This window comes from Anaerovibrio sp. (genome assembly GCF_024697385.1).
Lineage (GTDB): Bacteria > Bacillota > Negativicutes > Selenomonadales > Selenomonadaceae > Anaerovibrio.
Genome location: NZ_JAILFV010000184.1, coordinates 1 through 24,413 on the forward strand (window position 1 = coordinate 1; position 24,413 = coordinate 24,413).

A 24,413-nucleotide genomic window follows, 5' to 3' on the forward strand; every position below is an offset into this window, starting at 1 on the left:
CACTGATACATATTGTTGTTAGCAGGGAAATCAGTACCAAAACAAAAATAAATTTATTGCGCAACGAAACTCTACCCATATATAATACTCCTTCCTGATGTTTTAACAGATAAAATATCCAATGCGCGCAAGCGTTAAGCACACACTGTCATATACCACAAAGAATCCGCACAAAGCATTGAAAAAAGTGACTTATACACGAAGACCCCTTTTTCTGTAATATTTTACACTTCTAGAAATTGATAAATGTTTGATACAGTGAATATTTTTTTTAAAGATTAATAAATTTTGATTTTAATTGGATAAATAATTATTGTTTTTAAATATTTGTTGGACAAATATCCTTGATTTTTTATGAAGAAGGAGTATATTTAACATGTGAAAATAGTAGAAAATAAATCGAAAAAAAAGGATTTGGAATAATGGTGTAGAATTTCTAGAAGTGTAAAATATTACAGGAAAAGGGGTCTTCGTGTATATGTCACTTTTTTCAATGCTTTGTGCGGATTCTTTGTGGTATATGACAGTGTGTGCTTAACGCTTGCGTGCATTGGATAAAAACATCAGGAAGGAGTATTATATATGGGTAGAGTTTCGTTGCGCAATAAATTTATTTTTGTTTTGGTACTGATTTCCCTGCTAACAACAATATGTATCAGTGTCATGATGATCTGGAATATGGTGGATGAAAATGAACGCCAGGTACAGACTTATCGTGAAACCCTGACAAAGGATGTTGAAAAACAGCTCAGGGATCAGACGGAAAGTGCAATTTCAGTTATCAAGTATGTTTATAGCCTACAGCAGAGCGGTGCACTTACTGAGGAGCAGGCCAAAAAGGAAGCCGCAGACAGGGTCAGATCCATGCGGTATGATGGTGGAGCAGGATATTTTTGGGTTGATACCTTCGATGGTACCAATGTGGTTCTTTTGGGCCGTGACTCGGAAGGCAAGAACAGAATGAATCTGGTTGATCCGAATGGTACCCATTTTATTGAGGAAATGATTAAAAATGGTAAAAAGCCGGAGGGTGGCTTTACTGATCTCATGTTCGCAAAACCTGGTGAGACCACTCCGCTTCCAAAGCGTAACTATACTGCCTCCTTTGAACCATACAAATGGGTTATCGGTACAGGTGTATGGATTGATTCTATTGATACTTTGGTTGAGGAACAGAAGAATTCTGCACATGATGCATTGGTAGCCAGCCTGGTAAAGATTTGTATTTTTGTACTTTTGTTACAGGTAGTATTTATTGCCATTGGCTTTATTTTTGCAAAACGCATCACAACGCCTATTATTCAAATTACTGACAAATTGAAGGTTTTAGCCACCGGTGATTTTAGAAAGGACAGGCATGACAATCCTGCCGGCGATCCTCAGGACGAAATCGGTGACATGTTCAAGGCCCTGCGTACCCTTCATGTTAATATCAGCTCCATGATGAAAAAAGTCAGGGATACGGCATTGCAGGTATCCGATTCAGCCAAGCAGCTCAATAACAGTGCTGGCCAGTCTGCTGAGGTCTCCGGCTCTGTAGCTGATTCCATGGTAAATGTTGCAGGCAGCTGTTCTGAACAGTTTACGGAAATTGAAACTGCAACAGGCCAGGTGGAAGATTTAGGTAATCATATGAATAATTTTGTGGATACCATACAGGCATCCAGTGATGTGGTATCTGAGACCCAGAGCAAGGCTACAGCTGAAGCTATGACCATTGCCGGTGCAGTAGACCAGATGAAAATCATCCAGAAATCTGTCAGTGAATCAGCTGTGGTAATATCTGAATTGGGTGAGGAATCTGATCATATCGGAAGAATAGTTGATACCATATCTGCTATTGCTGCCCAGACCAATCTGTTGGCCTTGAATGCTGCTATTGAAGCAGCGAGAGCCGGTGAACATGGTCGTGGTTTCGCAGTTGTTGCTGATGAGGTTAGAAAGCTGGCAGAGGAGTCAAGTGAATCTGCCAACGAAATCGCCTCCCTGATTACCTCTATTCAGGAAAAGAGCCAGAAGGCTGTTTCTGTTATGAATGAAGGTGTAGGACAGGTTGAATCAGGGACAAAGGTCGTTCAGGCATCAGGTGAGAGCTTTAATGATATTGCTGATATGGTTCATAAGGTAGCCGATAGCTCCCTCCAGATGAATCGTATTGTTACCTCCCTGAATGAGAACACCAAGAAAATTGAGGAAGCCATTGTTGCTGTATCTAATAAGAGTTCAGCAGTTTCATCAGAATCTCAGACTGTATCTGCCGCTACAGAGGAGCTTACAGCTACTATGCATGAGATTGAAGGGGCCAGCGGCCAGCTTTCCAACATGGCTCAGGAAATGCTTGAAGCAGTTGACAGCTTTAAGATTGACTGATTAACGGGACAAATATTTGACATTTACCTGGAGACATAGTGAAGATTTCATTATGCCTTCAGGTATTTTATTTTGTTTAGTTTAATGTGATTATAATTGTAAGATAGGGCATAAGATGGTAAAATAAAAAGGCATGAAAACGGGAAAGGAGCACCATTTGTGAGAATTTCAAAAAAACTAAAAAAAATTACCATTCCATTCATTGCTTTTTCAATACTGACCTCATCTTCTGCTGTATTTGCTGAGGAGGACTTTTCGGGACTTACAGATTCCCAGATTTATGAGCTGGGTAATCAATTTGTTGATAAGCATGATTTTAATAAGGCGGTTGAAGCATATAACCATGTGATTAATACCAACAGTGGCTGGGCTGTGGTATACACCGGAAGAGCCAGAGCTAATTATATGCTGGGTAATAAGGAAGAGGCCGAGAAGGATTTGAGCATTGCCGCTTCACTGGATTCCAATCTCCCTGATATCTATTGTGTGCGGGGAAATATCCTCTATCTGGAAAATGATTATCAGGGGGCAGAGCAGGCCTTTAACAAGGCTTTACAGATGAAGCCTGATTATGTTGAGGCCTATACACTTCGTGGGAAACTGTACAGTGATATGGGGAGAATTCCCGATGCTGTCAGTGATCTTACCAAGGCATGCACGATACAGCCGTCTGCAGCTACCTATGTTAATAGGGCAATTATATATGAAAAGGTGCCGGATATTTCATCAGCCAATATAGATTATAACAAGGCTATCGAGCTTGATCCTACCTATGCGCCTGCGTACATTAACCGGGGAATGATTTGCTATTATCAGGGCAAATTTAAGGCTGCGCTCAGTGATTATGATATGGCTATTAAGTATGACCCTGACAATGTTAACGGATATATTAACCGTGGCTCTGTTTATTTGGTAGACGAGGAATATGACAAGGCGCTTAGTGATTTTAACAAGGCTATTGAGCTTGACCCCAATGCGGCTATGGCCTATAATGGCCGGGGCCTGATAAATCAGAAGACCAGCCGGTACAGTGATGCACTGAAGGATTATGATCAGTGTATCAAGCTGGCACCAAAATATGAATTCGGTTATCAGAACCGTGCCCTTCTGTTGAAGGAAATAGGTGTTCCGGAAAAGGCACTGCCTGATCTGGACAAACTGATTGAGCTGTTTCCAAAGGATGGATATGCATATTCTGCCAAGGGCTGTATTTATCTGGAGCTCAAGCAGTATGATAATGCACTGCAGCAATTTACCAAGGCTGTGGAGCTGAACCCTGACAAGGCGGATTATGTGTTTAACAAGGCGGTGGCTGAATCCTACCTCAAGCAGAACCAGGCCGCTGTAGATGATTTTACTGCCACAATAAAGATAAATGACAGCTATGTTGATGCTTATCTGTATCGTGGAATGGTATATGCTGATATGGGAATGAAGCATGAAGCAAGCCGTGATTTTGACAAGGTAATCATTCTTGATCCAAACAATAAAAAGGCTCAACAGGAGCTTAAAAAGCTGAAGTAGCATTTCGTTCAGGTAAAATATTACCCCCTGCGTTACCTAAAAGCTACCGACCTCCAATCGTCAGTTTTTGGCCTGACTGTTTGGGAGTGGTACAAGGTAAGGCAGGGGGATTTTTTAGCCAATAATCTGTACTTTGGTAACCGCAAAGGCTTTCTTTAGGGCCGGTATACAATCCCGCTCCAGAAATGAGCGTTCCATAATACCTCCGCTTACAATGAGAAGTGTATTTCCCCTTTTGTTAAAGGTCTGAATATTTTTAAAGGCCCGTTTAAAAATATCCTCCGGCAGCAGCTCCATCAGCTTATCAATACCTTCAGCCAGTTCCGGCTTATCCTTTTTGATGCGGATTTCAAACGGTTCTGCTGCTTCAGATGAAAGATGAGAATTGTTGGATAAATAATTTTTATTTAGCATAATAACCTCCATTGATAACTTGTTATTTCAACTTTATTAAAAATTGCAGGTTTAGTCAATATAAGGCTTATTGTTATTTTTATGGGATTTTATTAAGTGTGAAATGATAATAATACATCATATAACTTGACTACCGTGTTATCTGTTGATACAATAATCGTGTTGAAAAGTTAATAAGCCATGCAGGGCTGACGGATTAGTGGAATTGACCACATGTACTGCAGGGTTTTGACAAGCCGACCGTCTGGGCAGAGGATTTTGCCCGGATGGTTTTTTTGTGCAAAATCCCTATGTGATAGTACAGAAAGGATGGTTATTTTGCGAAATCGTTGGTTAATTGCTTTGGCAGCTGTTGGTATCCATATTTCTATTGGAAGCGTGTATGCCTGGAGTGTTCTTACCCGTCCGATAATGGAGGAAATGGGTTTTTCCCTTTCTGAAACTACCTGGGCTTTTTCCTTGGCTATTCTGTTTCTTGGAACTTCTGCTGGTTTTTTGGGCCGGTTTGTGGAAAAGCATGGTCCAAAGAAAAGCGGACTTGTATCCATGATGTTTTTTGGCACAGGCATGCTGGGCACTGCATGGGCTTTGGCTGCCCATAGCCTGGTATTGATGTATCTGTTTTATGGTGTAATCGGTGGAATTGGCCTTGGAGTAGGATATATTACACCTGTATCCACACTTGTAAAGTATTTTCCGAATCATCGCGGCTTTGCTACAGGGCTGGCCATAATGGGCTTTGGTTTTGCTGCACTGATAGCAGGGCCGCTTATGCAGACATTGACAGCTGAGGTGGGGCTGGTAAAAACATTTTTGATTTTGGGAACGGCCTATATGTTGATTATGGGTGCATCTGCAATGTATTTAAAGCCACCGGTATTTGCTGAGGGCAGTGATAAGGCTGTTATGCTGCACAGTGGCATTACAGCAGCTGAGGCTGTAAAAACATGGCAGTTTGGTGCTCTTTGGTGGATTTTTTTTGTGAATATTACCTGTGGTATTGGCCTTTTGGCAGTTGCTTCACCAATGGCTCAGCAGGTGGTGGGGATGAATGCCTCTCAGGCAGCTGCTATGGTAGGAATTATTGGACTCTTGAATGGTGGTGGCCGTATAATTTGGTCCACTGTTTCTGATTATATTGGTCGTGGATTTACCTATATGTTGTTTTTCCTTATTGAAGCGGGTGCCTTCCTTCTTTTGGCCGGAACCCGGGAGGTAGTGCTATTTCAGTTGCTGGTATTTTTAATTATCAGCTGCTATGGTGGCGGTTTTTCCTGTATGCCGGCATACCTGTCAGATATTTTTGGTACCAGGGAGCTTAGTGCAATTCATGGTAGAATACTTACTGCCTGGGGTGTTGCAGGCGTTGTTGGGCCTACCATTGTGTCATGGTTCTGGGAGCATACCCACAGCTATATGGATACACTCCTTTTCTTTGCGGGCTGCTTTGTGGTGAATTTTATAATTGCCATGATCTTAAAGCAACGGGGTTCTCTGAGCTGGGATGTCAGTACCCAAGCTGAATGATGCTGGATAGCCTGTAAAAATATGAATTAACTGGGTGTCTTTGCTTTTGCAACAGGCATCCGGTTTTTTTATTCTGCTGAAAGAATCAGAATTGAAGGAAAAAATAATTTTTTATAGAATCTATGTATTGGTTAATTGCCTGATGGTAAGTATTTTTGGCAATTATTTTTAAGTTTTGGCATTTTTTGTGATTGTTGGATGTCAGGAGGTTGTAATGCTTCAGGTATACACAGGCAAAGGTAAGGGAAAGACTACGGCCGCCATTGGCTTGGCTATCCGCAGCCTTGGTGCAGGACACAAGGTTTTTTTCCTTCAGTTTATGAAAAGTCTTGCTTACAGTGAACAGACCATTTTGCAGTCCTTTGCTCCGCAACTGATATTAAGAACTACCGGCAAGCCTTTTTTTATAGCCGAGGAGGGTATGCTGTCTGACCAGGAACTGAAAAGGTGGGGGAATGATGTGGTGATATTTCCACCTGGTAAGCCTCCGGCTGATTATATCAAGGTGATAAGGGATGGATTCCTTTCTGCCCAAGAGGAAATTATCAGGACGCAGCCTGATTTGCTGATACTTGATGAGGTAAATGTTGCACTATTTTTTAAGCTGCTTCAGCCGGCAGATGTAATGGAGCTGTTGGATGCACTTCCCCAGACTACTGAAGTGGTGTGTACCGGGCGAAATGCACCTCAGTGGCTTGTGGCCAGTGCAGATCTGGTTACTGATATGCAGGAGATAAAGCATTATTATCAAAAAGGAATCCAGGCCCGTAAGGGAATTGAAAATTAAAGGAGGATGCTTTTATGGATTATAGGAACACGAGGTTAATCAGGCGGTCATTGTATTCATTCCTGATTTTCTTATTGCTTCTGTGTCAAACCGCTTTTGCTGCTGATTTCAGCAAATTAATGATTTTACATTCCAATGATACTCACGGCTATGACCAAAGTGATGACAAACACATTGGAATGCCAATATTTTCCCAGATAAAAAAGGAAATGCAGGACAAGGGGTATGATGTAATCATGCTGGATGCCGGTGATTTTATCCAGGGAAATGATCTGGCCAAATTTGATAAAGGGAAGTCTGTTGTAAAATATATGAATGCCGTGGGGTATGATGCTGTGACCCTTGGCAATCACGAATTTGATTATGGTCAGGAGGTTCTGGCCCAACGAATGAAGGAAGCCAAATTCCCTTTTATTTCCTGTAATGTCATCAATCAGGATACCGGTGAAACCCTTGTGAAACCGGTTCAGATCATAGAAAAACCATATGGGAAAATAGGGATTATCGGGCTTACAACACCGGCATCAAAAACCAGTGCCAGACCGACCTATGTATCTAACCTTAAATTCCTCGATGGAGAAGCCTTGTATGCCTGCACCCAGATGTATGTCAATGAGTTGCAGAAAGCAAAATGTGACCTGATCATCGCCATAGGTCATATGGGAAGTGAAGATGGCTGTGCCGGCAGTCGTTCCGAGGATATTTTAGCTCATGTAAATGGAATTAATATTTTCATAGATGCTCATGATCACAAAGTAAAAAATGATGAAATCAATGGTGCCCTCAGGGTAGAAACCGGCTGTCATACTCAAAATTTGGGTTGTATCACATATGTAAATGGTAAATGGCAGGAAAATCTCATTACTCTTGGCCAATATACCAAACCTGATAAGAATGTTGAAAAATTGGTAAATAATACGGCATATGCCATTGATCTTAAGCTTGGTAAATCTGTGGGTGAAACCACCATTGCCCTTGATGGAGCAAGAATGCCGGGCCTCAGAAATCAGGAGGCTGCAATAGGAGATTTCTGCGCTGACGCATTATTGTGGTCAGCCAATCAGAAACTGGAAGCTGGAAAAAAGGCCGATGCCTGCATCGTAAATGGTGGTGCCGTAAGAACGGGCATTAATGCCGGCAACATAAAGGTTAAGGATTTGCAGGCAGTTTTTCCTTTTGAGAATGAATTGGGGGCAATTACCATCAAGGGAGAAAAGCTGCTGGAAATTATTGAGGCATGCACCCAAAATACACCTGATGAGATGGGGGGATTCCCACAGGTATCAGGAATCGAATTTTCACTGAATTTAACAGTACCTTACCAGAAGGGACCACAGTATCCGGATTCTCTGTTCTATGCGCCGGGTGCACCGGGGAATCGTGTGACAATAAAAGCTGTTGGTGGAAAACCATTTGATTTGAACGGTGAATATAAAATTATTGTCAATGAATTTATCATTGAAGGTGGGGACAGCTTTGGCGGTCTGACAACAGAGGCCAGCATCATTGGCTGTGAAATGCTGGGCTTTAGTGATAATGAAGGCCTGCAGCAATTTATTACCGATAGGCTGCATGGTAAAATCCCTGCAGAATATGCTTCAATCAAAGGAAGAATAAAAATTATCAAATAATAGTTCTGCATCTATTGTAGACTTTGTCAAAATATCTAAAATGGACTGTATAATAGTCTGCTTTCTGTTCAGGGCAGGTCATTTGAGGAGAGAACAGGCTATATCATACAGTCCTTTTCTCATAAATAACTGGAACTTTAAAATATTATTTGATATAATAAACTGCTAGTTTATATGAAGTTATTGAATATCAGAGATGAATAATAATTATTATTATGTGCAGATTTTAGTTGTTGTAATTGTATTATGAAGGATGAGTGCAGGAGTATATGTTTATTCATGAATTAGTTCATCAGGGTGAAGCGGATGCTGTTGCAATAGTAGACCAGGAACGGCGTATCACCTATAAAGCATTGCAGGAGGCTGTAGATGCTTATCGTAATTATCTTTACGGCATTGGGGTAAGGTCCGGTGACCGCGTCGGTATATTATCCCGAAACAGTGCTGATTATGTTTTTGCATATTTTGCCATTGTTTCATTGGGAGGAATAGCTGTACCAATCAATTTTCAGCTCAGTCAGCGCGAAATTGCTTATATTATTAATGATGCAGGTATAAAGCATCTCCTTACCTATGTGGAGCTTGATTTGGATGAAGCATTGGCCTATTACGGATATAATGATGATTTAATTCAGCATGACCTGAAAAACTGTTACTTGGACAATGAATATCCTGATGCACCGCAGACACCGGCTTCTTTGCAGGAAACCAGTCCCTGTGTTATTATTTATACTTCCGGGACTACAGGTAAGCCAAAAGGGGCGGTACTTTCACACAAAAACATTATTTCCAATGCCACACAGTTTGACAAGGTTGTTCATTGCAGGCGGGAATATAAGGTACTGTGTGTACTGCCGATGTATCATTGCTTTGGGTGGACACTGTCTGTTATATATACCCTGTTAAGTGGTGCTGAAATGGTCATTTTGGATTCCTTTACACCAAAGGAGACAATAGAAACCATTCGCAGGGAAAAGATCAATGATATATATGTGGTTCCACCTATTTGTTCCCTGTTGACCAAGCTGGCCAGCCAGGAGGATATGAAAAGCCTGCGGGTAGTCATAAGTGGCGGAACAACACTTCCATTGAAGATAGCCCAGGATTTTACCGCAAAATTCGGGATTAATATTTGTGAAGGCTATGGCTTGTCAGAGGCCGCTCCGGTAGTGTCCGTCAACAGTCCGGATAAGGTAAAGGTTGGCTCCATCGGTCCGGTTTTGCCGGGGCTGGAATATAGACTGTTGGACTCTGATAATAATGAGGTTGCCCCTGGACAGCCAGGTGAATTGGTTGTCAAAGGTGATAATGTAATGCTGGGCTACTGGAACCTGCCTGAAGCAACAGCACAGACCATACAGGATGGTTGGCTGCATACAGGTGATGTTGCCAAAAGTGATGAGGAAGGTTTTCTTTATATAGTTGACCGCATTAAGGATATTATTATCAGCATGGGTGAAAATGTATATCCCCGTGAAATTGAGGAGTTGGTATACCAGTACCCGGGGATTGCTGAGGCAGCAGTGGTAGGAGTGCCTGATAAGCTGCGGGGGAATGCCGGTGCTTGTTTCTACAGCGTTCAGGAAGGGGCGTCTATCAATGTCCGCGAATTGAAGCGGTTCCTTCAGAAGAATCTGGCGTTATATAAAATTCCTCGTGAGTTTCACGAAATGGAGGAGCTTCCCCGTACTACCACCGGGAAAATTGCCAAGAATAGAATTATTGAAGTATATGAGGCATCAAAAAAGAAGTAAGAATAATGGTTTTAAAATAAATATTATTTGTGAGGTATATTAATGAAAATTGCAGTTACATATGACAATGGAAATGTTTTTCAGCATTTCGGCAAAACAGAATCCTTTAAGGTATTTGAGGTTGAGGATGGAAAAGTAGTCTCCAGTGAGGTTATAGGCTCAAATGGTAGTGGCCATGGTGCCTTGGCCGGACTTTTGGCTGGTAAGTCCATAGATGTTCTTATTTGTGGCGGTATTGGCGGTGGAGCACAGAATGCTCTTGCTGATGCAGGTATTGAGCTTTGTGCCGGAGCCCAGGGAGATGTGGATAAGGCGGTGGAAGCATATCTGGCCGGGGAGCTGGTCAATGCAGGTGTAACCTGTGATCACCATCACCATGAAGATGGCCATGATTGTGGGAGCCATGAAGGAGGATGCGGTGGCCATGATGGTTGTCATGGTTGTGGTGATACAGGTATTGAAGGTCCTAATGTTGGAAAAAAGGTTCGGGTACATTATAAGGGAACTTTGAATGATGGCACTCAGTTTGATTCCTCATATGACCGTGGCGAACCCTTGGAGTTCGTTTGTGGTGCCGGCATGATGATACACGGCTTTGATTTGGCTGTAGCTGATATGAAGGTAGGCGAAATTAAGGATGCACATATGTTTCCTGAGGATGCCTACGGTCCGATTGATCCCAACGCTGTAATTACCGTGGAAATTGCGCAGATGCCGGGCTCGGAGGAACTTGAGGAAGGCCAGAGGGTATTCCTTACCAACCAAATGGGGCAGCCCTTCCCTGTAACAGTTACCAGCAAGGACGATACCAATATTACCTTTGATGCCAACCATGAATTGGCAGGCAAGGAATTGAATTTCCGGATTGAGCTTGTTGAGGTACTTTGATGCTTAATCGGCAGCAAACATCTCTGGATTAATTGAATTTTGCTTTTTTATTGGGGGACAAGGTCTATGACAACAGATGAAGAATTGAGGAAAATGGAAGATACCGGAAATTGCTTTGCTTGTGGGCAGAATAATCCAATTGGATTGAAGCTGAACTTTCAGATTTTGTCCAATCAATATATTGCCAAGACAGTTTTGGATGAAAATTACCAAAGCTATGGCGGAGTAGTTCATGGCGGTATTATAACTACAATTTTGGATGAAGCCATGGGCGGATATCTTTTCCGTACCGGAGAGCCTGCCTTTACCGGCAAGCTGGAAGTCCGTTTCAGAAAGCCAACTCCTACTGGTACACCTATAACTGTAAGGGGCTGGGTTGTCAGCAGAAAGAGAAATGTTGTGGAAATGAAATCTGAAATTACTCTTGAGGATGGCTCTGTAAGTGCTCAGGGCAGTGCCAAGATGGTTATTGTTAAACCTGATATAACAGAATAATTCAATCAAATTAATAGGCGTGGCCTCAGTGCCACGCTATTTTTATGTTATATAACGAGCTTAAGATGTCCCCGTCCTCTTAAGGTGGGTGGAAATCAATCTTTAACAGTTGGTGAGCATATCTCCCACCTCGTTGCGACACGAAGTTAGTCCCTTTAAGGGAAACGCTAATTGGGAGATTTTTCTTTTTTTAAAAGAAAAATTTGAACAATGGCGTTATAACCTCAGGTTATTAAATTATTTTAAATAAGTTGCTAAAAAACATAAGAAACCTATTGACATTATAGGTTTATGGGAGTAATATTGCCTTATCAAGCTTGATCATTGTAAATGAAGGGAGATATAAATATGAATATGTTAATTATGCCTAATAATTTTGAAATGTGTTGTTGGATGTTTTTATGTTCCCGAAGAGATAACAATGATCTGGTTCGGTTTATTGCCGATTAAATTTTTATTACTTTTGGGTAATTAAAGCAGATTGTTTTTCGGGGACTCATCTGAAGTCCCTTTTTTAATGCAATAAAAAATAATATGAATAACCAAGGGAGAGATTGATTATGAGTAATTATAAATTTGAGACACTTCAGCTTCATGTAGGGCAGGAAACCCCGGATATTGCATCTGATGCACGCGCTGTGCCTATATATGCCACTACTTCATATGTATTTAAGAATTCGGATCATGCCGCTGCCCGTTTTGGCCTTACTGATCCTGGCAATATTTATGGAAGACTTACTAATTCCACGCAGGAGGTATTCGAAAAAAGAATTGCAGCTCTTGAAGGTGGTATAGGTGGTTTGGCTGTGGCATCAGGTGCTGCGGCAATAACATATGTTATTCAGGCACTGGCAGCCCATGGAGAGCATATCGTGGCACAGAAAACCATATATGGAGGCACATCAAACCTTTTGGCACATACATTGCCTTTGTATGGAATATCTACCTCCTTTGTTGATATCCATAATCTTAAAGAAGTTGAAGCTGCCATTAAGTCCAATACAAAAGCAATTTATATTGAAACCATGGGAAATCCAAATGCTGATATTCCTGATATTGATGCCCTGGCAGAAATTGCCCATAAACATGGATTACCACTTGTCATTGATAATACCTTTGGTACACCATACCTGATTCGTCCAATAGAACACGGGGCTGATATTGTAGTTCATTCCGCCACGAAATTTATAGGTGGACATGGAACAACCTTGGGGGGCGTTATTGTTGACAGTGGAAAATTCAATTGGGCAGCCTCCGGGAAATATCCATGGCTGTCTGAACCAAACTCCAGTTATCACGGCATAAAATTTACTGAGGTCGCCGGTGATGCTGCATTTATCACATATATCCGGGCAATTTTACTTAGGGATATAGGCGCATGCATTTCACCATTTGCTGCCTTCCTGCTGCTCCAGGGGACAGAAACCTTATCCCTGCGCCTTGACAGGCATGTGGAAAACACAAAGAAGGTGGTTTCATATCTCAGTAAGCATCCAAAGGTGTTGAAGGTTAATCATCCAAGTCTTTTGGATCATCCTGATCATGATCTATATGAAAAGTATTTTCCTAATGGTGGTGCTACTATATTCACTTTTGAAATTGCCGGAGATAAGGCTGCTGCTTTCCGTTTCATTGACAATCTGAAGCTGTTTTCCCTGTTGGCCAATGTTGCAGATGTGAAATCATTGGTAATCCACCCGGCCACAACTACGCATTCCCAACTCAGTAGTTCAGAACTTAGACTGGCAGGAATAACAGATTACACGATACGCCTTTCGATAGGTACGGAGCATATAGATGATATTATTGGTGATTTGGAACAGGCCTTCAAGGCTGTTTGACGGATTAGAGGTGAAATTTTGCCGGTACGGTGGTTAATACTAAATATCATTTTATTTGTTACCTTTGTACCGTTGAAATTTTCTTGGTAACATCAGGATTATTATTTTATGGTCATGATGTAATGAATATGGGCATCAGTTTATTGTGAATAATTCTTTTTAATGCAGGAAAGTAGTTCAAAACAAAGAATATTATCTTGTATTGTAATTTAAAATTTGTGTAAAGGAAGTATGACTTATGGCGAAAATATATACTGCAATTGAACAACTGATTGGCAGGACTCCTTTGTTGGAGCTGACTAATATCGAGAAAGAGAAAAATTTAAAGGCTAAGCTGGTAGTCAAGCTGGAATATTTTAATCCGGCCGGCAGTGCCAAAGATCGTATAGCACGGGCCATAATAGACGATGCTGAAAAAAAGGGTATAATCAGTCCCGGGGCTACCCTTATTGAGCCTACCTCCGGTAATACAGGTATAGGGCTTGCTTCTGTGGCTGCATCCAGGGGGTATCGGCTGATAATTACCATGCCTGAGACCATGAGCATAGAGCGGCAGAAGCTTATAGCAGCCTATGGTGCTGAGATTGTTCTTACAGATGGAAGCAAGGGGATGAAGGGAGCAATTGCAAAAGCCGAGCAGCTTGCAGCTGAAATTGACGGCAGCTTTATACCGGGGCAGTTTGTAAATCCTGCTAATCCGCGGGCACATTATTTGACTACCGGACCGGAAATTTGGGAGGATACCAATGGCTTGGTGGATATCTTTGTTGCTGGAATAGGTACAGGTGGTACTATATCCGGTGTTGGCCGTTATCTCAGGGAGCAGAAGCCTGAGGTCAATATAGTAGCAGTAGAACCTGCGGGATCACCGTTCCTTTCCAAAGGCGTTTCAGGCAGTCATGGTATTCAGGGAATAGGTGCAGGTTTTGCCCCTGAGGTATTGGATACTGGTATTTATGATGAAATAATTACCGTTGAAAATGATGATGCCTATAATACCGGCCGATTAATTGCCCGTAAGGAAGGCGTGCTGGTTGGCATATCTTCCGGAGCGGCATTATGGGCAGGGCTTGAATTGGCAAAGCGTCCGGAAAATGCTGGGAAAACAATAGTAGTATTATTGCCTGATACCGGGGAGAGGTATTTATCTACACCAATGTTTAATAAATAATAAATTATTAAATTAATATTTTATGTAAATTTGTTTGACAAATTAATATTTAAAGGTATACTTAGTAGGTGATGTTTTTGTTGTTTATAAAACAGGAACATCACCAATTTTATATTAATGGAACAGGTGTCGCAAGACTTAATAGAGAAGCTGGTAAAGTCCGGCACGGTCCCGCCACTGTAAGAGGAGCGAAGCTACAGTTTTGGTCACTGGAGAAATCTGGGAAGGCGTGTAGCCAAGCAATGAATCAAGTCAGGAGAACTGCCTGTTTAACATCACCGGTTTAACCTGCGAGAGACGGGGAGGGAGATGCGTTTTTTTGCGTGTGTTCTATGACAGTCTCTTCACATTTGAAGAGGCTTTTTTTATGGCAGATTAATGATATGGTGAAGTTACTCCATTTAATATAAATTTTAATATGGAGGAATGAAAAGGAATGAAGAGGAAAGAATTATCTATTGCATTGGCACTGGCGATTATATCTGCAGGCTCCAGTGTTTACGCAGCTGAGGTTGTTGATTTTGGTGACGAGGATGTTGTAGTCACGGCTAATCGTATTGAAGAAAAAGTAATGTCCGTTCCTGCAAATGTTACAGTTATTACAGGTGAAGATATTCGCAAGCAAAACATATTCAGTCTTCGTGATGCCTTGGCCAAGGAGGTAGGTATTTATGTATCTCCTACAGCGGAAACAAAGGATGGTCTCAGTATCAGAGGGCTGTATAGCAAGGATATTTTGGTAATGTATAATGGCCAGGAGTTAAATTCCGCCTTTGATGGGACAGTAAACTGGGATTCCATATCAATGGAAAATATAAAAAAGGTTGAGATTGTGCGCGGTGCCGGTTCATCCCTTTACGGCGGTCATGCTGTGGCAGGTGTTGTAAATATCATAACCAATGATACAGAGGACAATGATATTCATGTTCGTACTAACCTTTCTGTTGGCTCGAACAGTACCTGGAAACGCGGTATTGCAATTTCAGGGGGAGTTGATAAAGTACATTTTGATATTGGATATGACAAACGCACAACAGGTGGTTATCCTGGTTATTACCGTATTAAATATCCTGGTGCTGCCGGAACGGCTATTGCTGTTAATAATCTTCCCCAGCTGTCTGATGGCGGGTATGTTATTGGCAGTCGCGGAAGAAAGAGTAAGATTAATGAAAATATAAATTTGAATTTAAACTACAAATTTACTGACAGTAAGGAACTGCGATATACCTATGCGCATCATGACTACAAGTATGATTATAATGATCCATTCTCCTATTTACATGATGCAACCGGTAAGTCAATTTACAATGGGACAATTGAGACGCAAAACGGTGATTTTATCAAAGCATCATATAGTGATTTTTTGGGCTATCATGGGGAACGGGGCCAGGATATTCATCGGTTAACCTATGAGGACAAGGCTAATACCTTTAAGGTTGGTATCGGGTATAGCAATCTCTATAAGGAAGGTTACAGCTCGGCTTCAGGAGTTAAAAGCATTGACTGGAGTGGATCGGGAAGCAAAACGGAATATCCAAGTAAAAATACAAATCTTGATATACAAAAATCATGGATTATAAACAATAATACGATAGTTGCAGGTCTTGGCTGGAGTAAAAACAGCATGGATTATGTCAGCTGGAAGTTGACTAATTGGAGGGATTGGAGCACCACAACTACCAAAGGAAATACTGCAGGGGGCAATATATTAAATACGGCGTTATTCATTCAGGATGAAATAAAACTTGATTCCCGTTGGAAAACATATTTGGGATTGCGGTATGATAAATTTGACAAAAAGGATGGATATTCTATTGTAAATAATGTACGCAAGGATTATTCAGATTCCAGTTATTCCAATATCAGTCCTAAGGTAGCTGTCAGCTATGAGCCAACTGATAAACTGACCTTATTTGCCAGCTACGGCGGTTCCTTCAATCCACCTAGTATTTATAAATTATTCCGTCGTGCCGGAGATGCCATGTCTTCAGTTCAGGCAAATCCTGATTTAAAGCCGGAAATGTCCAAAACCTTTGAATTAGGCGCAAAATACCAGCCTACTGACAAAACATCCTTAGGATTGACCTTGTTTAGGATTAGTACTGATGATAAAATTGCACTGGATACCAGAAATGGAGTAAAGGCATATTACAATATGGACAGTGGAATGCAAAAGGGTATTGAGCTTGAGTTGAAGCATTCCTTTGATGCTCAGTGGCGGGGATATTTTAATTACACCTTTGAATCAGGTGAGTTAACGAGTGATGGTGTAAGCAAGCGCAATTGGAATATTCCTAAGCATTTAATTCATTTTGGTTTGGCAAATGATTTGGGAAAATTATCTGCTAACCTGGATTTTCAATACATCAGTGCCCGTCAGTCCGTGAATGCTGTTACCGGTGAGTATGGTTCGGAGGATGCCTTCTTTACGGCTAATCTTTCCTTTAACTATAACTTTAATAAGAATTTCTCTGCCCAGTTCAGTATAAATAATCTCTTTGACCGCAAATACTATGCTTCAGAGGCAACTGATGGGCGCAATTATATGTTTGGGCTGAATGCCAGCTTCTAATTTACTGACGATATGAATAAAATATATACTCTACATAAGATTTTGGGGATAATTTCTGCCCTTGTATTTATTATTGTAAGCATAACCGGTTTCTTTCTGCTGTTTCGTGGTGAAATAGCAGATAGAAATAATGATAATGTTGAATATGTCATTAAAGAGGATATGGACAGTGCTGAAATTTGGTCACACACGGGAGAGGCTATCGCAGCTTTGCGTGATAGTTACCCTTCGGTCCAAGTTGAAAGCATACGCCTCTATGAATCCAGTGGGAGGTTGAGCTTACGCTGCCATGTAGACGGCAGAAGTAAACGGATGTTTTATGATGTGGCCACTCAATCTCTTATATCACCAGCTGGTGCTGTAAAACAGGATTTTATGGACCTGACTATGCAACAGTTTGGCCGCATTCATAAGAATCTTGGTATGGGGTCTATAGGACGCAGTATATTATATGTCCTGTGTATATTGATCATATTGACAATTGTATCTGGCTACTACATTAATCGTCCTATATCCAATAAGGTTCCTTTAGGTGTCATACGAAAGAATTCACGCAGACTATGGCTATCAGATTGGCACAGATTTATCAGTGCCATGGCCGGTCCGTGGGCTTTGATAATGACATTGTCAGGTGTACTGATTTTCTGCTATTCTGACATGACAAAGGTATACTATGCCCATGCCTATGAGGTCGTTGATGCTGCACCTTCATATGCTACTTTGGAGCAGGTAAATCCTGGTGAGATTGTTTCCCTGCTTACAGAAGAGTATCCTTCTAAAAAAATGGTCAATATGGTAATACCGGAAGCAAATAATGGATTTTATGAAGTTCAAATTGCCGATGCCAGGGAAAATACAAATTTATATACTCCCTATGAGTTGGTTTTTGTTCAGGCCGATAATATAAATAATCGTATTTATATTCCTGATACAGGCTTGCGCAATAATCTTGCTGAAGCCCTGAATATTCATCTCCATAATCATTTTTTCCTGGTAACTAGGCTTTTATGGGGCATTATGGCTTTATTGTCTGTGTTAATGGCCATAAGCGGTATTTTGTTATATTTGACCAGATGGTATAACAGAACATATTGTGATGTGGCTGTACGGAGCTTCAATAATATAACGAGCTTAAGATGTCCCCTTTCTCTTAAGGTGAGGGGGAATCAATCTTTAACAGCTGGTGAGCATATCTCCCAGCTCGTTGAAACGCTAATTGGAAGATTTTTATTTTTTCAAAAGAAAAATTTGAACAATGGCGTTATAAAGGGGTATCATGTGGCATCTGCTTCTGCTGTGTTGTCAGTAATAGCCATGCTGAGTCCATTGGCCGGAATTGATATGGAATATATCGCAGTCATCGCCTTTATCATGATTTTTCTCATTTCAGCCTATGCTGTGAAAAAACTAAATTAATGATATCTTTTTATTCTGGGAGGGGGCAGTTATAGACTGTTCCCTCTTTTGCCTTAACAAAAGATAAATGATAAATTAAATTATGATTAAAATTAGTTTGACAAATTTTTATGTATAGGTATACTAAAGAGGTGATGTTTTTGATTTTTTATTAAAGACATCACTAATTTAATATTTGTGGAACAGGTGTCGCAAGACTTAATAGAGAAGCTGGTAAAGTCCAGCACGGTCCCGCCACTGTAAGAGGAGCAAAGCTATAGTTTTAGCCACTGAAGAAATTTGGGAAGGCGTGTAGCATAGCGATGAATCGAGTCAGGAGAACTGCCTGTTTGTTTCAATCACCGTTTATACCTGCGAGTGACAGGAAGGGGATTATGTGGCATTTATTGCTATATTCTTGCTTTTCTGCTTTTAGGAGAAAAGCTATTTTGTTTTTATGCCCAAAAACGGTTAGAAGTTTTTTCTAACCGTTTTTTTTATCTATTTAGATCGTAGGAATAAAGGGGAGAGAAGTAACTTATGAAAGTAATTTGCAGATTCATGGTGGTAGTTTTACTGCTGGTGGCTGTTCTGTGCTCCGGATGTGGTATGACTTCACAGAGCTCTGATGGGGCATATGAGGTCACTGATTGTCAGGGGACAGTGGTCAGGTTTAGTGAAAAACCATCCCGTGTTGTTACGTTGACCATGGGAACAGACAATATTGTTCTTGGCCTTGCCAAGCCGGACAGAATGATTGCCTGCAATACCAATCTTGATGATCCACACAGCTCTAATGTGGTGGAGCTTGCCAGACAAATTCCTAACAGGGTGAGGCATCCAAAGCTTGAAGAGCTGGTGGCCTTGCAGCCGGATCTGGTTATAGCAGCTGATTGGGGTAATCACGATTTTGTCCAGTCCTTAAGGGATATGGGAATAAATGTGTTAGTTGTCCGTGGTGCCAAAAATCTTGATGATATCAGGGAAAATATCCGCCTGATAGCAGCTGCCTTGGGGGAGCCTGAAAAAGGGCCTCAGCTTATAGCCAGGATGGATGAACAGCTTGCAGCATTAAAGGATAAGGTGGACAGATTGGTGCCACAGAACCAGCGAAAGTGTGTTGCCCTGATTTCATTGGTACAAAATTATGGAGGCAAGGATTGTGTCTTTGATGAAAAGTGCCAATGGGCCGGTGTGGTCAATGGTTTGGCAGAGGCCGGTCTTAACAGGGGAAACAAGCTCACCAAGGAAATGCTGTTAAAAATCAATCCGGATATAATCCTTTTGCCAAGCTTTTCTGCGCATGGCTCCTTTGACAATCAAGGGTTTAAGGATAAATATCTGAAGGACCCCTCAATGCAGCAGATAAAGGCAATAACTGATGATGGCATCAGGGAACCAAGGGATGCTTATATATACGCATCATCCCAGGATTTTTGTTTTGGAGCCCAGGAAATTGCCTATGCAGCATATGGCGATGAATTTGCCCTTGAGGAACAGCAACACTTGTCGGTGGCGGAGTAAGTTATGAACACAATATTAAAGGTAAATGATATAACCACAGGTTATGAGAATAATAAAATATTGCAGAAGGTGTCTTTTTCTGTTAAAAAGGGTGAGTTCGTGGGTATTATCGGCCGGAATGGTGCCGGTAAAAGTACATTGCTTAAAGCCCTGAGAGGATTTTTGCCGTTAAGGCAGGGCAGCATCATCCTGTTTGATAAGGATATAAAGGATTATCAGCAGCGGGAGATGGCCGCCCAGATTGCATACCTGCAGCAGCAGATTGAGCTCACCTTTGATTATACAGCCAAGGATATGGTAATGGCTGGTCGTTATCCTTATATTAACTGGTGGGAACAGCAGGGAGACGATGACCTGAAAATTATTGAAGCCTGTATGGAATACACCGGTGTGTCAGATCTTGCGGATACGCCTATCAGATCCATGTCAGGTGGTCAGAGGCAAAGGGTTCTTTTGGCCAAGGTATTGGCTCAGCAGACACCGGTCCTATTTTTGGATGAACCTGCAGCAGGTCTAGATCTTTTCTATCAGGAGGAAATATTTAGATTTTGTCAGGAAATGTGCAGGCGGGGCAAGACAGTTATCATGGTTGTTCATGAGCTGAATCTGGCAGCAAGGTATTGTTCCAGGGTAATTTTGCTTCATAATGGTTCCGTATTTGCTGATGCTGAACCGGAAAAGGTTTTAACAGATGGGCTTTTATCTGAGGCCTATGGTGTAGACATATGTTCCATGAAAAATCCCCAGACGGGACATGCCGATATCTTTACAGTTCCGGTACAGGCAGATGTCAGAAAGCGTCAGCTCCTTGATACCATTGTAGGTGCTGAAAGGATGGGTGAATCATGAGAACATATCATCGTAAGCTGGTAACAGCGGTTTTATTGATAGCCTTTTGCGTTGTTTTTGGCTTATCCCTGTCGGCCGGTCAGTATGATCTGGGTTTTATGCAGGTAGTGGGCTGGTGCTTTCATCAGCTGGGTCTGTCCTTTTTACAGGATATGGATATTTCTGCCCAGCAGGAAGCCGTGCTTATGTTCATTAGGGCTCCCAGGACAGTAGTTGGTCTTATGGTAGGAGCAGGCCTGGCTGCATCAGGTACGGTATTGCAGGGATTATTCAGTAATCCCCTGGCCGATCCCGGAATAATTGGTGTATCCAGTGGTGCCACCATGGGTGCTGTTTTGGCCATATGTATTGGTATTAACAGCACCAGTATGATTGGTTTGCCAATCTTTGCCTTTACCGGGGCGATAATAGCAGTGAGCCTTACGATAGGTTTGGCTACCAGGAATGGCAGAATCCCTGTTTTGACGCTGTTGTTGGCAGGTGTTGTGGTTGGCATGCTTTTCAGTGCTGTCACTGCCGCAGTTCTTACCATCATGGACGACCATAAGGTGCAGCAATACCTTTTCTGGACCATCGGCAGCCTTGATTACAGGCGTTGGGAACATGTACTTATGGGAATTGTTCCCATAAGTCTTGGAATTATGATAATGCTGTTTATGGCAAGGCATCTTAATATATTGGCCCTTGGCGAGGCAGAAGCCAAGGCAGTGGGGATGCCTGTAGCAAAATACAGATTGATTTTACTTATTGTTGCCGCACTTACCACTGCTTCAAGTGTGTGTATAAGCGGTAGTATTGGTTTTGTAGGTCTCATTATTCCGCACATGATGAGAATGCTGGTGGGGCCAAATCATAAGCACCTTTTACCGGCAAGTATCCTGGCCGGTGCAGTATTCCTGGTCCTGTGTGACTCCATAGGCAGAATACTGTTAACCAACCGGGAAATCAATGTTGGAATCATGACTGCAGTGCTTGGTACACCGTATTTCCTGTATTTACTCAGGAAAAATACCGGTATCAAATAATATTTTTATTCAACGAAGGAGAAATGGAAATGAAAAACAGGAAGTACTTGGGTATGGCTGTTGCCCTGGCTGTAATGGCCGGAAGCTCCAGTGTCTTGGCTGCTGATGTGGCTGATTTTGGTGATGAGGAAGTAGTCGTAACTGCCACTCGTACTGAAAAGAAGGATGTGGATGTAGCTGCTTCCACGGAAATAATAACTGCTGAGGAAATTAAAGACAGTGGTGTTACATCAGTAACAGATGCTATTAAAAAGGTTACCGGTATTCAGTATGATTCCCTTGGTGATGCCAATGCCAATATGGGAACCATGACCAATGATGTTATTATGCGTGGCTATGCTGATGGAACCCTTGTCATGATAAACGGTACGCCAATCAGTTATCGTGGAAAATACGATTTGAGTGCTATCGATGCAAGCAATGTTGAGCGTATTGAAGTAATCAAGGGAAATGGCTCAGTGCTTTATGGTTCGGCTGCTGTAGGTGGTGTGGTTAACATCATTCTGAAAAAAGGCTGTGAGGCTAATTCAGTTAATATCGGTTTTGGTAACAGAAGCTCCTACAAGTACGGTGCTAATGTAGGAGATGACAGATGGCGCATCAGCTATTCAAAATCCATGATCGGTAAAAAGCACGATACTTCATCACCTGCTATCATAAGTAAAGGAGAGCTCAGATATTATACCCGTGATCTTTCCAAGGAAAGTCTGAACATATACGGCAAGATAAGTGATAAATGGGATGTTTTCTATAATTTCTCTGAGAATATGGGCTATTATGACCGTTATATTACTGCTAATCTGGGATATTCCGGAACAGCAAAGGTTGGGGATCTCTATCAGAGCAGAAGATATGATACCATAATTCACAATATGCAGGCTGTATTCCATGATAATGACTGGAAGGTTTCCTTATTTAACAACATTTCCTTTATTGAATCCAAGGGCTTTACCGATAAATATAAATTCCTGGGAACAGAATATCACTCAAGGGAAAAGAATAACACCTATGGTGTGGATGCGCAGAAAACATGGCATTTAAATAACAGTACAAATCTTACTGCAGGCTTTAACGGAATGCGGGAAAGCTATAATGCGTATCTCAAAAGTGATGGTACCAGCAATCCTATTTATGACAGAAATATATGGGCGGCCTTTGCCCAGGTTGATCATGATTTTGATGCCAAAAACAATATGACCTTTGGTGCCCGTGAAACCTGGACCACAGGAGCTTATAAGAGCCAGAATTACAGTAATTTCAGCATGTCAGGCTCCTGGCTGCACAGGATGGACGAAGAAAATAATCTCTATCTGTCTGTTGCCCAGTCCTTTAAGCTGGCCAGCCTTTCTGATATGTATAAGGAAAGTGACTTTGCCATTCCAAATCCTGATCTTAAGCCACAGAAGGGCATTAACTATGAATTTGGCTGGAAGCAGAATCATGGCAGTCACACCTGGAAGGCTGCATTGTTCCATACTGATGTCAAGGATAATATTACAGCTTCCTGGGATGGGGACAAGGAACAGTATCAATATGTAAATGTTGATTACCGTAATACAGGTATTGAGCTGTCCTGTAATATTGATGGTCACGATAGGTGGAGCTATAATTATGGCATAATCTGGCAGCATCCTCAGAGCAAGAGTAATAGTGATAAGAAAGCACAAATGATGGGGAAATGGGAGAATATTTATGGCAGGCTGCAGCTCAATGGTGGTGTAACCTATAGGCTGAATAAATTTAAATCAAATCTTTCCTTCAGCTACATGTGTTCCCGTTACCAATCACAGTCCCAGCCTAATGAGCCGCTTAAGCCTTATCTCCTGTCAAGTATGAACTTTATATATACACCGGACAAGCATAACGAACTGAATCTCAATATTGAGAACCTTCTCAGCCGTCGCGACCGCGTTTCAAATTCTTCCTCTAACTATTATTGCGGTCCAATGACCATAATGCTTAACTATACCTATAAATTCTAAAATAATATTATTGCTGCATAAGGAACTTTTTGTGAATATTGCATAAAAAGTTCCTTTCTTTTTATCCGATTTTTCAATAGAATATTAAAGGATAGGAGATGATACCATGATTGTGGAAATAATTAGTGTAGGAACGGAGCTTCTCTTAGGTAATATAGTCAACACCAATGCCCAATATATCTCCAGGCAACTGGCACATCTGGGCCTGGATTGTTTTTATCAGACTGTTGTTGGGGATAATCCTGACAGGATAAAGTCTGCCCTTGATGTGGCATATACACGTTGTGATATGGTCATTCTCACCGGAGGACTTGGACCTACCAGGGATGATCTCACCAAGGAAATGCTTATGGATTATTTTCATAAGGAAGTGGTACTGGATGACAAGGCCTGGGATATGATGAAACAGCGTCTTACCCGTAATGGCTTTACAGAGTTTAGTGACAGTCAAAAAAAGCAGGCTTATGTACCAAAGGATTCTCTGATTATGTACAACCATCATGGCACTGCCCCGGGGTGTATTATGAACCATGGGGATAAGTACTGTATGCTTTTTCCGGGACCGCCAAAGGAAATGCAGCCTATGTTTGAAGAATATGCAGTGCCATATTTGCGGAAATTCAGCGATAAGGTTTTTGTTTCCATAAATATTAAAATGTATAGC

18 protein-coding genes and 3 riboswitches are annotated in these 24,413 nt (G+C 41.6%); of the genes, 17 read left to right on the forward strand and 1 reads right to left on the reverse strand.

All coding sequences use genetic code 11. The features are described 5' to 3' along the window. The first annotated feature begins 582 nt into the window (after positions 1–582). Positions 583–2,370, forward strand: a complete 1,788-nt coding sequence (locus K6C05_RS09560) for a methyl-accepting chemotaxis protein (RefSeq protein WP_296734106.1) — start codon at positions 583–585, stop codon at positions 2,368–2,370. Between the two features lie 159 nt (positions 2,371–2,529). Beyond that, the gene (locus K6C05_RS09565; RefSeq protein ID WP_296734108.1) at positions 2,530–3,894 is read left to right on the forward strand and encodes a tetratricopeptide repeat protein; all 1,365 of its coding nucleotides are present in this window, start codon (positions 2,530–2,532) and stop codon (positions 3,892–3,894) included. Positions 3,895–4,008: 114 nt separating this feature from the next. Here K6C05_RS09565 and K6C05_RS09570 read toward each other — a convergent pair whose 3' ends face one another. Further along, the gene (locus tag K6C05_RS09570; RefSeq protein WP_296734109.1) at positions 4,009–4,308 is read right to left on the reverse strand and encodes a hypothetical protein; all 300 of its coding nucleotides are present in this window, start codon (positions 4,306–4,308) and stop codon (positions 4,009–4,011) included. A 174-nt stretch (positions 4,309–4,482) separates the two neighbouring features. Further along, positions 4,483–4,565: riboswitch (ZMP/ZTP riboswitch) on the forward strand. Positions 4,566–4,626: 61 nt separating this feature from the next. On the opposite strand from K6C05_RS09570, the gene K6C05_RS09575 reads away from it, so the two are divergent. The 15 genes from K6C05_RS09575 to K6C05_RS09645 form a co-directional block, all read left to right on the forward strand. After that, positions 4,627–5,835, forward strand: coding sequence for an OFA family MFS transporter (locus K6C05_RS09575; protein ID WP_296734112.1), 1,209 nt, complete (start codon positions 4,627–4,629; stop codon positions 5,833–5,835). Between the two features lie 214 nt (positions 5,836–6,049). Then, positions 6,050–6,622 (forward strand): cob(I)yrinic acid a,c-diamide adenosyltransferase, encoded by a 573-nt coding sequence (locus K6C05_RS09580; RefSeq protein WP_296734140.1) that lies wholly within the window; start codon positions 6,050–6,052, stop codon positions 6,620–6,622. Positions 6,623–6,636: 14 nt separating this feature from the next. Then, positions 6,637–8,253: a bifunctional UDP-sugar hydrolase/5'-nucleotidase gene (locus K6C05_RS09585; protein ID WP_296734115.1), complete on the forward strand. Its 1,617-nt coding sequence runs from the start codon at positions 6,637–6,639 to the stop codon at positions 8,251–8,253. Positions 8,254–8,522: 269 nt separating this feature from the next. Next, entirely contained in the window at positions 8,523–10,007 is a 1,485-nt protein-coding gene (locus K6C05_RS09590) for a long-chain-fatty-acid--CoA ligase (protein ID WP_296734117.1), read from the forward strand. Between the two features lie 42 nt (positions 10,008–10,049). Then, positions 10,050–10,895 carry an FKBP-type peptidyl-prolyl cis-trans isomerase gene (locus K6C05_RS09595; protein WP_296734118.1) on the forward strand — a complete coding sequence of 282 codons (846 nt, stop codon included), beginning with the start codon at positions 10,050–10,052 and terminating at the stop codon, positions 10,893–10,895. Between the two features lie 66 nt (positions 10,896–10,961). Next, positions 10,962–11,390, forward strand: coding sequence for a PaaI family thioesterase (locus K6C05_RS09600; RefSeq protein ID WP_296734120.1), 429 nt, complete (start codon positions 10,962–10,964; stop codon positions 11,388–11,390). A 560-nt stretch (positions 11,391–11,950) separates the two neighbouring features. After that, positions 11,951–13,231, forward strand: a complete 1,281-nt coding sequence (locus tag K6C05_RS09605) for an O-acetylhomoserine aminocarboxypropyltransferase/cysteine synthase family protein (RefSeq protein WP_296734121.1) — start codon at positions 11,951–11,953, stop codon at positions 13,229–13,231. Positions 13,232–13,469: 238 nt separating this feature from the next. Beyond that, positions 13,470–14,402 carry a cysteine synthase A gene (gene cysK, locus K6C05_RS09610; RefSeq protein WP_296734123.1) on the forward strand — a complete coding sequence of 311 codons (933 nt, stop codon included), beginning with the start codon at positions 13,470–13,472 and terminating at the stop codon, positions 14,400–14,402. Positions 14,403–14,509: 107 nt separating this feature from the next. Continuing rightward, positions 14,510–14,686: riboswitch (cobalamin riboswitch) on the forward strand. A 152-nt stretch (positions 14,687–14,838) separates the two neighbouring features. Next, positions 14,839–16,974 carry a TonB-dependent receptor gene (locus K6C05_RS09615; protein WP_296734126.1) on the forward strand — a complete coding sequence of 712 codons (2,136 nt, stop codon included), beginning with the start codon at positions 14,839–14,841 and terminating at the stop codon, positions 16,972–16,974. Positions 16,975–16,986: 12 nt separating this feature from the next. Beyond that, positions 16,987–18,390 carry a PepSY-associated TM helix domain-containing protein gene (locus K6C05_RS09620; RefSeq protein ID WP_296734127.1) on the forward strand — a complete coding sequence of 468 codons (1,404 nt, stop codon included), beginning with the start codon at positions 16,987–16,989 and terminating at the stop codon, positions 18,388–18,390. A gap of 167 nt (positions 18,391–18,557) precedes the next feature. Beyond that, positions 18,558–18,734, forward strand: a riboswitch (cobalamin riboswitch). Positions 18,735–18,909: 175 nt separating this feature from the next. After that, positions 18,910–19,893, forward strand: coding sequence for an ABC transporter substrate-binding protein (locus K6C05_RS09625; RefSeq protein WP_296734130.1), 984 nt, complete (start codon positions 18,910–18,912; stop codon positions 19,891–19,893). 3 nt (positions 19,894–19,896) lie between these two features. Continuing rightward, positions 19,897–20,742 carry an ABC transporter ATP-binding protein gene (locus tag K6C05_RS09630; protein WP_296734133.1) on the forward strand — a complete coding sequence of 282 codons (846 nt, stop codon included), beginning with the start codon at positions 19,897–19,899 and terminating at the stop codon, positions 20,740–20,742. Beyond that, positions 20,739–21,767, forward strand: a complete 1,029-nt coding sequence (locus tag K6C05_RS09635; protein ID WP_296734135.1) for an iron ABC transporter permease — start codon at positions 20,739–20,741, stop codon at positions 21,765–21,767. Before K6C05_RS09630 ends, K6C05_RS09635 begins: the two co-directional genes overlap by 4 nt. Positions 21,768–21,796: 29 nt before the next feature. Beyond that, a complete protein-coding gene (locus K6C05_RS09640; RefSeq protein WP_296734137.1) occupies positions 21,797–23,749 on the forward strand; it encodes a TonB-dependent receptor in 1,953 nt (650 codons plus the stop codon). Between the two features lie 106 nt (positions 23,750–23,855). Next, on the forward strand, positions 23,856–24,413 hold a 558-nt coding region (locus K6C05_RS09645), incomplete at its 3' end, for a molybdopterin-binding protein (RefSeq protein WP_296734138.1).

Coding starts and splice junctions, on each gene's coding strand:
- K6C05_RS09560 (WP_296734106.1), top strand. CDS start 583: ATGGGTAGAGTTTCGTTGCGCAATAAATTTATTTTTGTTTTGGTACTG.
- K6C05_RS09570 (WP_296734109.1), bottom strand. CDS start 4,308: ATGCTAAATAAAAATTATTTATCCAACAATTCTCATCTTTCATCTGAA.
- K6C05_RS09580 (WP_296734140.1), top strand. CDS start 6,050: ATGCTTCAGGTATACACAGGCAAAGGTAAGGGAAAGACTACGGCCGCC.
- K6C05_RS09585 (WP_296734115.1), top strand. CDS start 6,637: ATGGATTATAGGAACACGAGGTTAATCAGGCGGTCATTGTATTCATTC.
- K6C05_RS09590 (WP_296734117.1), top strand. CDS start 8,523: ATGTTTATTCATGAATTAGTTCATCAGGGTGAAGCGGATGCTGTTGCA.
- K6C05_RS09595 (WP_296734118.1), top strand. CDS start 10,050: ATGAAAATTGCAGTTACATATGACAATGGAAATGTTTTTCAGCATTTC.
- K6C05_RS09600 (WP_296734120.1), top strand. CDS start 10,962: ATGACAACAGATGAAGAATTGAGGAAAATGGAAGATACCGGAAATTGC.
- K6C05_RS09605 (WP_296734121.1), top strand. CDS start 11,951: ATGAGTAATTATAAATTTGAGACACTTCAGCTTCATGTAGGGCAGGAA.
- cysK (WP_296734123.1), top strand. CDS start 13,470: ATGGCGAAAATATATACTGCAATTGAACAACTGATTGGCAGGACTCCT.
- K6C05_RS09615 (WP_296734126.1), top strand. CDS start 14,839: ATGAAGAGGAAAGAATTATCTATTGCATTGGCACTGGCGATTATATCT.
- K6C05_RS09620 (WP_296734127.1), top strand. CDS start 16,987: ATGAATAAAATATATACTCTACATAAGATTTTGGGGATAATTTCTGCC.
- K6C05_RS09625 (WP_296734130.1), top strand. CDS start 18,910: ATGAAAGTAATTTGCAGATTCATGGTGGTAGTTTTACTGCTGGTGGCT.
- K6C05_RS09630 (WP_296734133.1), top strand. CDS start 19,897: ATGAACACAATATTAAAGGTAAATGATATAACCACAGGTTATGAGAAT.
- K6C05_RS09635 (WP_296734135.1), top strand. CDS start 20,739: ATGAGAACATATCATCGTAAGCTGGTAACAGCGGTTTTATTGATAGCC.
- K6C05_RS09640 (WP_296734137.1), top strand. CDS start 21,797: ATGAAAAACAGGAAGTACTTGGGTATGGCTGTTGCCCTGGCTGTAATG.